Annotated in this window: 17 protein-coding genes and 1 pseudogene; 8 read left to right on the top strand and 10 right to left on the bottom strand. The window is 32.8% G+C overall.

All coding sequences use genetic code 11. From position 1 onward, the window contains the following. Window positions 1–38: 38 nt before the first annotated feature. Together JNUCC23_RS09450 and JNUCC23_RS09445 are read right to left on the bottom strand one after the other, a co-directional pair. A complete protein-coding gene (locus JNUCC23_RS09450; protein ID WP_454215408.1) occupies window positions 39–323 on the bottom strand; it encodes a hypothetical protein in 285 nt (94 codons plus the stop codon). 316 nt (window positions 324–639) lie between these two features. Continuing rightward, window positions 640–873 (bottom strand): hypothetical protein, encoded by a 234-nt coding sequence (locus tag JNUCC23_RS09445; RefSeq protein WP_454215406.1) that lies wholly within the window; start codon window positions 871–873, stop codon window positions 640–642. 376 nt (window positions 874–1,249) lie between these two features. On the opposite strand from JNUCC23_RS09445, the gene JNUCC23_RS09440 reads away from it, so the two are divergent. Both JNUCC23_RS09440 and JNUCC23_RS09435 read left to right on the top strand, forming a co-directional pair. Beyond that, window positions 1,250–2,371: a tyrosine-type recombinase/integrase gene (locus JNUCC23_RS09440; RefSeq protein WP_454215404.1), complete on the top strand. Its 1,122-nt coding sequence runs from the start codon at window positions 1,250–1,252 to the stop codon at window positions 2,369–2,371. A 69-nt stretch (window positions 2,372–2,440) separates the two neighbouring features. Then, window positions 2,441–2,965: pseudogene (locus JNUCC23_RS09435) on the top strand (DUF3898 domain-containing protein); the annotation flags it as partial. A gap of 814 nt (window positions 2,966–3,779) precedes the next feature. On the opposite strand, the gene JNUCC23_RS09430 reads toward JNUCC23_RS09435, so the two are convergent. Further along, window positions 3,780–3,980: a hypothetical protein gene (locus JNUCC23_RS09430; RefSeq protein WP_062180390.1), complete on the bottom strand. Its 201-nt coding sequence runs from the start codon at window positions 3,978–3,980 to the stop codon at window positions 3,780–3,782. Between the two features lie 395 nt (window positions 3,981–4,375). Between JNUCC23_RS09430 and JNUCC23_RS09425 the strand changes: the two genes are divergently transcribed. Then, the gene (locus tag JNUCC23_RS09425; protein WP_454215402.1) at window positions 4,376–4,633 is read left to right on the top strand and encodes a hypothetical protein; all 258 of its coding nucleotides are present in this window, start codon (window positions 4,376–4,378) and stop codon (window positions 4,631–4,633) included. A gap of 419 nt (window positions 4,634–5,052) precedes the next feature. On the opposite strand, the gene JNUCC23_RS09420 is transcribed toward JNUCC23_RS09425, so the two are convergent. The 3 genes from JNUCC23_RS09420 to JNUCC23_RS09410 all read right to left on the bottom strand — a co-directional run bounded on the left by JNUCC23_RS09420 (window position 5,053) and on the right by JNUCC23_RS09410 (window position 6,456). Then, a complete protein-coding gene (locus tag JNUCC23_RS09420; RefSeq protein WP_403073639.1) occupies window positions 5,053–5,250 on the bottom strand; it encodes a DUF4017 family protein in 198 nt (65 codons plus the stop codon). Window positions 5,251–5,309: 59 nt separating this feature from the next. Beyond that, window positions 5,310–5,552, bottom strand: coding sequence for a hypothetical protein (locus JNUCC23_RS09415; RefSeq protein WP_403073637.1), 243 nt, complete (start codon window positions 5,550–5,552; stop codon window positions 5,310–5,312). Window positions 5,553–6,186: 634 nt separating this feature from the next. After that, the gene (locus tag JNUCC23_RS09410) at window positions 6,187–6,456 is read right to left on the bottom strand and encodes an N-acetylmuramoyl-L-alanine amidase family protein (protein ID WP_454215400.1); all 270 of its coding nucleotides are present in this window, start codon (window positions 6,454–6,456) and stop codon (window positions 6,187–6,189) included. A gap of 515 nt (window positions 6,457–6,971) precedes the next feature. On the opposite strand from JNUCC23_RS09410, the gene JNUCC23_RS09405 reads away from it, so the two are divergent. The 3 genes from JNUCC23_RS09405 (at window position 6,972) to JNUCC23_RS09395 (ending at window position 8,145) form a co-directional block, all read left to right on the top strand. Continuing rightward, window positions 6,972–7,289 (top strand): hypothetical protein, encoded by a 318-nt coding sequence (locus JNUCC23_RS09405; RefSeq protein ID WP_454215398.1) that lies wholly within the window; start codon window positions 6,972–6,974, stop codon window positions 7,287–7,289. A gap of 210 nt (window positions 7,290–7,499) precedes the next feature. Further along, entirely contained in the window at window positions 7,500–7,619 is a 120-nt protein-coding gene (locus tag JNUCC23_RS09400; RefSeq protein ID WP_403073635.1) for a terminase gpP N-terminus-related DNA-binding protein, read from the top strand. Between the two features lie 322 nt (window positions 7,620–7,941). Continuing rightward, a complete protein-coding gene (locus tag JNUCC23_RS09395; RefSeq protein WP_454215396.1) occupies window positions 7,942–8,145 on the top strand; it encodes a DDE-type integrase/transposase/recombinase in 204 nt (67 codons plus the stop codon). A gap of 445 nt (window positions 8,146–8,590) precedes the next feature. On the opposite strand, the gene JNUCC23_RS09390 is transcribed toward JNUCC23_RS09395, so the two are convergent. From JNUCC23_RS09390 to JNUCC23_RS09375, 4 genes are all read right to left on the bottom strand, one after another. Continuing rightward, window positions 8,591–9,025, bottom strand: coding sequence for a hypothetical protein (locus JNUCC23_RS09390; RefSeq protein WP_062180413.1), 435 nt, complete (start codon window positions 9,023–9,025; stop codon window positions 8,591–8,593). Window positions 9,026–9,965: 940 nt separating this feature from the next. Next, window positions 9,966–10,190 carry a hypothetical protein gene (locus JNUCC23_RS09385; protein WP_454215394.1) on the bottom strand — a complete coding sequence of 75 codons (225 nt, stop codon included), beginning with the start codon at window positions 10,188–10,190 and terminating at the stop codon, window positions 9,966–9,968. Window positions 10,191–10,248: 58 nt separating this feature from the next. Then, the gene (locus tag JNUCC23_RS09380; protein ID WP_062180421.1) at window positions 10,249–10,440 is read right to left on the bottom strand and encodes a DUF4083 family protein; all 192 of its coding nucleotides are present in this window, start codon (window positions 10,438–10,440) and stop codon (window positions 10,249–10,251) included. A 257-nt stretch (window positions 10,441–10,697) separates the two neighbouring features. Continuing rightward, window positions 10,698–10,853 carry a hypothetical protein gene (locus tag JNUCC23_RS09375; RefSeq protein WP_157279521.1) on the bottom strand — a complete coding sequence of 52 codons (156 nt, stop codon included), beginning with the start codon at window positions 10,851–10,853 and terminating at the stop codon, window positions 10,698–10,700. 402 nt (window positions 10,854–11,255) lie between these two features. Here JNUCC23_RS09375 and JNUCC23_RS09370 point away from each other — a divergent pair, with 402 nt between their 5' ends. Continuing rightward, complete coding sequence (locus JNUCC23_RS09370) at window positions 11,256–11,510, top strand: hypothetical protein (RefSeq protein ID WP_062180423.1); 255 nt, start codon at window positions 11,256–11,258, stop codon at window positions 11,508–11,510. A gap of 30 nt (window positions 11,511–11,540) precedes the next feature. Further along, complete coding sequence (locus JNUCC23_RS09365) at window positions 11,541–11,732, top strand: hypothetical protein (protein WP_062180425.1); 192 nt, start codon at window positions 11,541–11,543, stop codon at window positions 11,730–11,732. The last annotated feature ends 128 nt before the right edge of the window (window positions 11,733–11,860 follow it).

Below are 11,860 nucleotides of genomic sequence, written 5' to 3'. Positions count from 1 at the left end.
TAGTTGCATCTGCATTATAAATTGGATACTGAGACATATCATAAATTTTCATCATTATTTAATCCCTCCTGTAATTGTCTGTTCATATCTTCGTATTGTTCCAGAGTAATTAATCCATGTTCAAGAAGAGCCTCAAATTTCCCCTTATAGACTACTTCATTAATCTCCCAATACTTGAGTCCCTTGCTACGAAGATATTCTGTTGTTCTTTCATTTGATTCTTTTAACCCCGTAGCCATTTTATTAACCTTTTTATCTAGCTCTTTCTTCATTTTCTTTAAATCCTTTTCGTACTTCTTCTTTTCTTTGTCGACTTTATCCATTATTTATTTCCTCCTAATATTCTGTATTTTTATATATCAAAGATCGAATTACCTTTGTCTCCTGTTCACGTTGAATATCTTTCTTATGTACAAAAACACATGTTGGACGAATCGCTAAGTACTCCTTGTTGTAATACTGCTTATACTGCTTTTCTATGTGATATTTTCTAGATTAGAAAACGGCACTCAGAATTTCACATCACCTCCTCACAGGTGTTAAAGCATATCTTAGTAGATAACAGCTTATTATAATAATTCCAAAAAGAAAAAAACTGGATATCGTATGAAATCTATGAATTTACTTACTTGATATTAATTAAATTAAATACTTGGCATTAAGCTTCACTAACTCATCCATATATTCCCCATCATCAATTTCTAAGAGGTCAAGAATATCCCATATCACACTGACTGAACGATGATCTCTTTCTTCCTGAATTAATTCGAAAAGTTTATTAAACAAGTCAACCTTTAATCCAAAATTCATATTGCCCCCATCAGCCAATTGCATTATTTTTGCATATTTAATCAACTCAATCAATTCACCCATCATTAGCCCCCTCTTTTTTACGAATTGAAAAGGTGAGGTTCACCCGATATATTCACTATAAACTTAATGATTTAATAACACAATAACCTTGATACACAAGGGTTACAGTGATATATTATCTTTATTAAAATAAAATCATTAACCCCTTCTGAGTTAACGACATAATAACATTATGGGGCTGATTCATTTAATATAAATACATTATTATGAATAATTATTAATTATTACATTTTTGTTACAAATAATATTGTAGAATGTTTTAATATATTTTCTAACACAAAAGCCCACAGGTATGACCCTGCGGACACCAAATATATGCTAAAATATCGACAAGGATATGCACAGGTATAAAGATACTTTAGGAGGTCTTTATACCATGGCGGTTAAATTAAATAAGAAAACAGGTAAGTGGGAGTTTTCCTTTGATCTACCTAAGAATCCTATAACAGGGAAACGTAAGCAGATTAGGCGAAGAGGTTTCGTTTCTAAGGAAGTAGCCGTAAAAGCTTATGTAGATGCTAAATCAGAAGTTCTCGGTGAATCCTTTGTTGATTTATCTTCTATGAGATATGAGCAATTTATGGACGAGTATTTGCAAGAGCGGAAAATATCACTTCAGACATCGACATACGAAACTCATCTGATATTCTACGAAAAACACATTCAACCTAGATTAGGAAAAATGAAGTTACAAGACATCAAGCATATGCAGATTCAACGTATAATCAATGAGCTAGTTGATGAAAAATATTCACCTGAAACAGTCCATTTGATATATCGCATCATGTACGGATCTCTCAAGAAGGCTGTTCTAATTAAACTAATTAAAGATAACCCATGTACAGGAGCCACACTACCAAAAAAGCATAAACGAGAGATGAGTATTTGGACGTTGGAAGAAGTCAACTATTTCTTACAGGAGGCTCCACATGTAACAAGAGTTACCCGATGTCTCATAGGCTTCCAACTCGGCTTATTGGCTGGATTGAGGCAAGGTGAGATTCTTGGGCTTCGTTGGAAAGATATTGATTTTGATAAAGGTATCATTTACATTAGACAGACTCTTACTCAATCTGCTGAAATAAAAAGTGGTGCTAAAAATAAATCAAGTATACGCTCTTTAACAATTCCAAATCGATTACTAACTGAACTCAAAATCCATCGTAAGCTAATTGATTATGAAAAATCTAACTGTAATATTAGATATCAAGACAATGATTTAGTTTTACCTACGAGGTATGGCGCTCCTATGATACCTAGAAACTTCCGTAAAGAGTTCTACAATCTCACAGATCATCTTGATTTACCTAGAATTCGATTTCATGATACACGACACACCCATGCTAGTTTGTTAATTCAACAAAATGTAAATGTGAAGCTTATAGCAGATCGGCTCGGCCATAAAGATATCGAAACGACGCTCAACACATACAGTCACGTGCTCCCAGACATGCAGCGTTCAGTAAGCGATAAACTTGACGAGATCATTAAATATTAGAACACTTTACCCTTTTTCGTGACTAAATATGTGACTAAACTTGTATAACCGTTGGCATTACTACTCTCTCCCTACATGCCAGAAGAAGGAATGGTTGAAACTGGTGAACTAAAAATCCATCAAGCATCACATGCTCGTTATTTCGAAGACTTCTTGAAATTCGTTGATTATGGTGAATCAATGCCTGAAATTATGAAAGCACAAGTCATGAATATGGTACAGGAGCATGTTCAAGAAACATTCGCTGATAACAGCGAAGAACTGCAACAATTTGAACAGGCGATGGAAGTTTGGGAATCGAGCGAAAAACGGGAGATTCAAGAGCGACTCGACACACATCAAGTGATTGAAGCCACAGCACAAATTGTTGAACATACACCTGATGCGGAGATGCGGATGACAATTGGCAATACTTCTGTGAAAGGATTGCTTTCTGATTTCGGCGAGAATGTCCATTTAGGGAAAATTAATGGCCGTTATGTTTTACTTGTGGATGCGGAATCCATTGTGTTTGAAAAAGGCGTCTCACCGATTGAATTTCATAAACCTGATGATGTGATGGCGATTTTGGAGAGGATTAGGCAGAAGGAATAGGTGGAATAAGTGACCATAAATGCTTATGAATAAAGGTTTTAGAGTATATTTGTGAGCAGATATGTGAGCAATAAACCTAATAATTTTCTATAGTTTTAACGTGATCTCATAACTATATAGCGTGTAAAAAAATGCGTTTCTAGGTCTGTTGATAATTTTCCTATTTCTATTTATCAATAATTGGATATACACTAAATTTAGTGGGCAGTTTCTGTTATTTGCACTTCCGTAGATTCAAACCAAAAATAAATGAAATATTAATGTTACCACCAATATTTCAATTGTAGAGTTGCCTCTTATATGAGGTAGCTCTTTTAAATTGATTTTTGAAAACCTTTACTTCCTAAATTGTCTGAATGCTTGTACAATTAGTATTACGCTATAAATCAAACATTTCTTGAAATTGAATTAATTCAAAATATCCATGCTTAAATGAATTTGTGTTGTTTTAGGTTATAACTTCTAAGAATCGATGCGACCTACCTTAATGACTCTGTACCTTCTACTTCTTCAAGTAATCTTACGACATCTTTGTATAGTTGCTTTAAATGCTGGTCTGAAATATCTAAAATAGGTTCAAACATAAAGGAGTTCAGATGAATATTTTCTGGAGTATCCTCTTCCTTGTCTTCTCCTTAATATGTGTCAAAATCATCCGTTTTTGATACACAAACCAAACAAATAATCCCATTTATTAAAAGGACTCTAGTTATATCTCTTTTTATATACCTTAAACAGCCTTTATAGATTCTCTTGGTTCTAATAACAAATGTTCTGTATTATCCAAATAAAAAAGTACCCCGAAAGGATACTCTTAAACTTCACTATAACTTAGTACTTTAAATTCGGTAGATGGGCGTCCTATGACTCTTGACAATTCGTCTTTTACATTCGTATACATATCGTTTTGATCTTCAGTATATTTCACACTAACGATGGTATAGTTATACTGTTTGTTTGGTACTAACCTAGCACCAACACGGTCAAATAACATATATTTCACTTTATAACTCATAGCATCATCTCCCTATTGTACTTATTTCGGCAAAAAGGAGATAAACTCCTGCAAATAAAAAGCACCCAAAGTAGAATGCTTCGATAATTATTTATTATAACCATACGTTGAAGTTCGCTCACTAAGGAATCTGTTTTAATATACTCCATGAATCTTAAAAATGATTTTGTAATCTTAATTTCACCTCCAGCATAATCAAAATATGTTCCTGTAATTTCACTAATAAAACCTGTTCTTTCTAACCTTTTATTAATAAAATCAATATCTTCATTGTCAATACCACAATCTTCAGTAATTTTCTCTCTCCATCTTAAACTCGAAGCAAATTGTAAATCATTTTGATCAGCCTTGACTTCTTTAGATAGGTATTTATACAAAATTTTATTAGGGGGAAAATGAATGATAACACAGATAAATCTAATATTGGATATACGATTTTTAAACCAACAGGAGTATGTCATGAATTTCCTCAGATTGATTTAAAAACTGATACTGTACAAGTTCAAGGAGACGCTGATAAATTGGAAGATTTAAGCATTGATAGAGACTCTTACATTGATATGTTCAAACAACAGGCAAGGTTTTTTATTAATAACAATATCTCTAATCCCAAAAAACATTATGATGAATTAAGAAATAATCAATCTTTCTAAACTAACGGGGGCTTTAATTAAATAAGGTGTACAAAAAAACGCCTCTTAATGGGGCGCTTTTTATGATTTTTTCTACATCTTCTTGAACTTGAATTTCAGGTCTCCTACGAAGTTCTTCTAGATTGATCTCTTTCCTATTTCAATAAAATTGTGATTTTATGAAAAAAACACAAACCGTAAACTAAAGGTTTACGCTAATACCCTTAAAATTTGAACTTTCTTTTTTTCTGATCCTGAATGTTTATTTTATATCGCCTTTATATTTAGTTGGATGGTTATCTCCGCTATGAATCACTCTATAATGCTGTATAGATTGGAAGATTAAACAAAAAAGCCCACTGATTAGTGAGCGATAACGGCGGAAATATCAACTTTGTTAATATGCAATAATACTCATTAATTGGCTATTCACATCTTATTTATTCATTTTTCTTTTTTAAACGTTTTTTGTTCAAGTATAATGTGATCAATGCAACAACGATTAAAACTGGAATTGCATAAAGTTGCCCAACAAACAATTTCCAACCTACTGCATTATAACCTTCAGAAGCTGGAGATAAGACAGCAATAATACATACAAGTAAGTAGGCTAATAATGGCGGAACAATATATTTCATTAGACTCTACTCCTTCATCCATACATTCACATATAAATTTTATTTGGCCATTATTCAATTTATATGTGAATGTATTCTTCTACTGTGTGTTCTACACGCTTAACTAGATTGCCTTCATCACTATAGTATTCATTGATAATTTTGTGATTAGGTTGCAAGTTGTATTTTTGAATGAGATAGTTAATTTTCACTATTTGCTGATATTTTATATATTTGTTAGGATCATTAACTCCTTCTTCATGAAGATTGGACAAATAGTTATTTGCGAATTTAATATTTTCTTTGATTACGATTTGATTCAATGTGGCTACTCCCCTTAACTAATTTAGTATCCCGTACACATTCTATACGTATGTAGCAAACGGAGAGATATTCCTAGATATTTTTGTAATTAAAAGAAAGATATTATTACCACAGCTCCGAATTGATAAGTTCACTCCTATTTCCCATTCCCTAAAATCTTGTCATATTTTTCAGATTTAGTTTTTGTTACTGAATCATTTATTTGAATTGGTTTAACACTTTCTATACCCGAACCATTAATACCTATAGATATTTATTAAGCAAGTTGATAACTTCTGCAAAACTAATAAACATAATTCCTGATATCGCGCCTGACATAGAGAAGATTATTACTGTTGACCATTTCATCGTCGGTTCATACAAGCCTTCTTCATAACCTAGAATGAAACCGATAACTATTCCTAAAATTATTGTAATAACTCCTATAAAATTTAATAACTTAGAAATTGAATTTCCATTTCTCCACCCCCATATAGATAGCTATTGTTAATACTTATTTTCCAACTTCCCCATATTCCAGCTTCCTTTTCTCTCTCAAAGTAATGAGATTCGCTTCGCCATACCTTCTAAAAGCCTCACCAGTTAAAAAATGTTCATGGTTCATGCGGTTTTCAATTTTTACTGACTTCTTTGTCAAATCTCCAAAACGTAAATGTAATCCTTAGTTATATGGATTTCCCCTTGTATTTTCGCCATAATTCTCCTCCCAATTCTTTTACTTATCATACTATGATTGCTTATAAAAACATCTGCATTAGCCTTATTGGCGATAGCAGCACATTCAGATAGTTCTATAAATACATTTGTAGCCCGCGTGAGAATAGTTTCATGATTTGTATAGTTATCATCAAGATACTTTTTCATTTCCTTTGAGATATCCAGAACAATGTTTTTTTCTTGCAAACCATTGGCTACCCCTCCTGGATCTTTACCACCGTGCCCTGGATCAATTTTATTTTTATCACCTCATATTCTTATTTGTATGAATTAAAAAAACCACCCGTGTGAACAGCTCACTTCCCTTTTCCTTTTAAAACTTGTACCATTCCTTTACTTGCTCTGGTACGATAAGACCTGTTCGCCCTGCGTTTTCGATATTTCAGCTATTAAGTCTTTATGTATTTTCTTTAACTCAGCTAATTTGTCAGTGACAATAATCAAACCTTTTGTGAAATTCAATTATTTACTTGCCTTATATTCTTCCATTAACTTCTTAACACCCTCATATGTATAGCCTGTCTTTTTCATCTGATTCTGAATAATACTTCTATTAGTCTTAATAGTTTCCGATTTAAAACACACTAAATCAGTTCTTTATTCCTTAAAGTAATCAAAATGTAAAACCTTTGTCATTGGAATACCCTTGTTGTTAAGGATCTTTACGTATAAACTTTATCTACTATTAAGGAGTGATCAAGTTGAAAGAAGTAACTGTAGATAAACTAACATTTAAGGGGAATTTATCGATAATTGAGCAAATGTCACTGAAAGATATAATGTTTAAGTGGCTTGGTAGACCAGTGGAAGGAATTGATGATATTCTTCCACTTGAATACACACAATCTGTTTTTGCAAAAATGGAGACACCACCAGATACAAACTTAACGATCGAAGGTGGTGAAATTTTCAGATATGTCACATTAACTGAAGATAATCAGATTGTTATAGGGATCTTAGATAGCAATTATGAATTAAAGTTTAGAATTTTATATCTGGAAGAACGATTGGGAGTGTAAGCACTGTAATACCCCTAATCGGAAGTTTTTTTCACTGGTTTTGTTACTATTCTAATTTAGTAGCAAAACCGATAAGTGATGTTAGACTCAAAAGTAGACACAGTTTATTATAAAAATAAGGACGAATAATGGGGTGTCTACAATGACAAGTAAAAACATTTGATAAGTATTTTAAAAGAAGTATTGTTCAGATGATGCTGGAACAAAACAGTGGCTCAAACTGCCAGAGATTTAGATCTTAATGCAAATACGATTCATAACTGGAAAAGAAAATATGGAGAAGATTTATCAGTGAAAGCCTACCTTCCATGCCGGAAAGCCAACAAATGAGAGCTTTCCAATAACGAATAAGAGATCTTGAAGAGGATATGTCATCTAAAAAAAGGGGATGCACTACTTCGCTAAAGACCATCTTTATCTATGAGAATCGCTTCCGTTACCATGCGGAGAAGATGGGCAATGTGCTGGGTGTTTCACGATGCGGCTATTATAAGTGGATTGATGTCCCGTAAGTCTGCGTGCAAAACGCCAAAAATCTTCAACACCAAGGTGTGAAGGTTAGCCCAAAAAAGGTGGCATAAATTATGGAGAAAAAAACATTCAATCCAAGACTCGTAAGAAGAATAAAGCGACTACAAATTCTAAACATACTATGCCAGTCGCTCAAAACATTCTAAATCAACAGTTTAACGCAGATAAACCGCAATCGGTCTGGGTTCCAGATATCACATATATTCCTACTTCTAAAGGCTGGGTTTATTTAGCGAGTGTCATGGACTTATATTCTCGTAAAATTATTGGATGGGCAGCTGATAAACAAATGGCAAAGGGATTGACTCTATTGGCTCTTACTTGAGCGTACAATTACCGGCAGCCGAAATGGGAACTGCTACGACAATGCCTGTATAGAGTCTTTTCACAGTGTACTAAAAAAAGAACTCATTTATTTATACAAGTACAAAACACGTGAACAAGTAAAGAAAGATCTTTACGAGTAAATCGAGATTTTTTATAACGCCAAACGCCTTCATTCCGCCAATGATGATCTATCACCTAATGATTTTGAAAGACGTTATAGCTAACTCAAGGTGACACAATATGTATCCTGTTGATTCAGTACAGAAGACCTTCTGTACTGAATCAACAGACCACCAAGCAAAAGCGTGGTAGATGATAAAATCAAATAAAATTGTGTCTACTTTCTTAACCTATTACCATTCAAGATTCTCCCTTCAAATTTAGACAAAAATAAAAAGCACCCAAAATGGATGCTAATCAAATTAAATTTCTCATAATAAATATTAAAGATGAACTTTTCCATTAGAATCTTTATCAGTAAACCTAGTTAATAACCTTTTAATTAGTAAGAAGATTGATGAAATTATCACAAAACCTATAAAAAATACAACGAATCCCCATAGTCCCACAACAGCATCTTGAAATTCCATATTGCCTCTCTTTGTAAGTGCTTGTTGTATTTCAATTGCAAAAACTAAAACGACCATAAACGTGAAACTATATATAAATGATAGTATTGTAATCCCAAAAGGCAGTTTGGATATAAATTTTGATACAATTAGCACGAAAATAAATACAAAAATTCCAATAATACCCATAATCCAGAAGTGTAAGTCTTTATCATTTAAACCTAGATTTAACTGATTACTAACGTAGATTTGAATAAAGTCATGGATATTATTAAGTAATTCTGCCAACTTGAGAATTGTTTCTTTCATTCTTATACTCTCCTTTACTGATTACTCTTTCATATTATAACAGTAAAAGAAATCATCTTCCTGAATACTCCTCTCTATAATTTTAATCATTTCATCATTCAACCCAATCACTTCTCTTACATTCTTTTAAGCTTCCCTAATTAATGAGTGTGTGTCTTCAATCATCTTGCTAATATCAGCTTACCTTTTCATCTAAAAACTTATATATTGAAAATGAATGGCCCAACGATGTGCAAGTTATGTGCCCAAGAATGATAGCTTACTTTAGAACTCGAGATGTAACTCCTGTAAAGAGCCATTCATCACTTGAACATCTTTACATTGGTTCACCTCTTTTCCCTCTAGCTGTTGTGATTTATGTATTCTAACGAGCTATTCTATATAATATTTCTTGTTATGGTTTATTTCTTTCTGTGTATTACTGTACGCTGTTTCTCCATTCTCCGCTATCCATTCAGCTTATTTCAGCTAACTGCCTTAATAACTTCCGATCAATTTATTTTCTAATCTACCGTTCGTTTTATAACACTTTAACGTACTCGGAAGAAGTCTCCCTCTTCAATCGTGTGAAGGGCGTAACCCAGCGATAAGGGGGAGATGAATTTCGGTAGGCTTTAGCCTAATGGTTTTGAACAAACTGCCAATTATTATTTCGACATAACCGCTCTACTAAACTTACATTCACTTGTTGATAAGATTTATTCGGCATCGTGATGTACTTCCCGTCAATCGTTTTGACGTAAGCCTCGCTTGTCCCTGTAAACCCTGTAATGAAACAACAACCCCTTGAGTTGTTTGGTGTTCTTTTCATTTCGCTTACTGATAACATTTTTGATCTTACGTCCTTTTCGTGCGGTAGCTTCATGTAAAGAACGTTTCATAGCCCCCTTTCACCTAATTTGTAAGTCATCTTTCTTAATCTTATATAAATTTATTACTTTTATGATCCCCATACTTCTGCTGATATGTACAGTGTACCTAACGTGATACCCACTATAGCAACCATTAAGAAAATTCGTATAACCTCTTTTAAAAGCCCTTTCGGAATGCTTTTAAGTATAATAATTGAGACTATACCAGTAGCAAGTATTGATATTGCAGTTATGATTAATGGACCTGCAATATTCCATATGTCCGATAATAAGAATAGTTCTATAAATGACATGATGTTGTGCTCCTTAAGTTAGATTGGCACTAAATTGTCTGTTTCGATCTATGAAGTTCTAAACATCATTTTTATTACATTTTTCAATAGCCCTAATCAGTTCATCAAGCTTTTCATTTTTCTGTTCATCTAATCTAGTCTTAGCATTCATAAACTTTATCACCTTAACAATAAAATAAACACTTAAAACAAGAAGACCTAGATAAATTAAAATAGGTATTATTGCAAAAAGGCCAAAGAAACCATTCATTAATTGCATCCTCCTATATGTAAAATATACCATCATTATACATTATTCGAAGGAGTCTGTATGGATTGAAAAAAAAGGATGTTTAAATATCAGCTCTTGTCATAGCTAAATATTTCTCTAAGTTTTCAAAGTTAACACTACTTATATCAGCATCATTTCTTCTATGTCAGTGAACAAAGTAAAGCGTCCGCACATAATACCACCTACTTGTATGGTTAGTAAGGTTGATTCTAGCAGATGAGCTTGTCGGTAACAAATTAACGCTCTAAAATTCTAATATCTGTAAATGGTTGCTTGAATAATTCGCTGTTTATTAATAGTGCCCCAAGGACATCTCTTTCATCTTCAGCTTCAATTACGTCTGATAAAATGATCGTACTACCATTCTTAACCGTAACATTATATTCGTTCATAGTATCACCCCTAAAAAGTAGATATGTATTCCGAGTCTAAAACATATTCTAGTTAAATGCTAACCGCATAAGTTGAATTCCAATATTCCCCTTGTTACAGAGTGCTTATAAAGTCTTCCTTCTTGTAGTATTTCGTAATAATTACACCTTGCACAAAACGTTACAATATTTCAACGTTTTCTTTTTTTAAACACCCCAACTATACTTTCGACAATAGATAATTATTACCTTTTATTTTCTAACTTTTTCAATAGGCGACTTCTTTCCCTTTTTAGGTAATCATATGCTCTTCTTATTACTTGATAATTATTAGAATACCATATGTATATGTAGTCAATAAATATTGCTTGAATAAGTTGAACTATGAGAGGATCTATAATAGTATTTAAGGAAGGTGACAAAATGTACTATTCGCTTACGGATGAACAAGTTCACGAGTATTTAAATGAACAAGACTTCACAGAATCCACAGAGCAAGAGTATAAGACTGATCGTGAGCAACATAAGGGGAACGGTTTATTAGAGACAGTTTGCTATGCTAACAATCATAATGTAGAGAGATATTTACCTTCATATCTTAAAGAGAAAGAGCATAGGAAATACATTATAATAAAACTCCCGACAAAACGATTAGAAATAAAGGCATGGGGCTTTTAGTAAAAAGATTAATTAAAGGAGACTAATAAAATGAGAGATATAATCCATGAGTGTTTTGTTGATGTACTGGGTACTGGTCCATCAGAACAACAAATTGATGAAGTGTTAAAAAATCTTCCATCTGAAATTAAATTACTTGCTGAACAACTTGGGGAAAATGATGCAGAAGTTCGAGATACTATATATGTCTGGGTAAATGAGAATATTAATGATTTCATTTAAACGATTTGAATGATTAAAGTATATTCTTGCATACAACACTGTAAGACGTATGTTTAAGTTATCATAAAAACAATTAACCACATCAAGCAAGTTAATAGAACAGGTTCTCGCTTAATTTAGGGTGATAA

The sequence above is a fragment of the Peribacillus sp. JNUCC 23 genome (assembly GCF_053653995.1).
The sequence above is the reverse complement of the archived record's forward strand: the minus strand, read 5'-3'. Positions and strand labels throughout refer to the sequence as shown.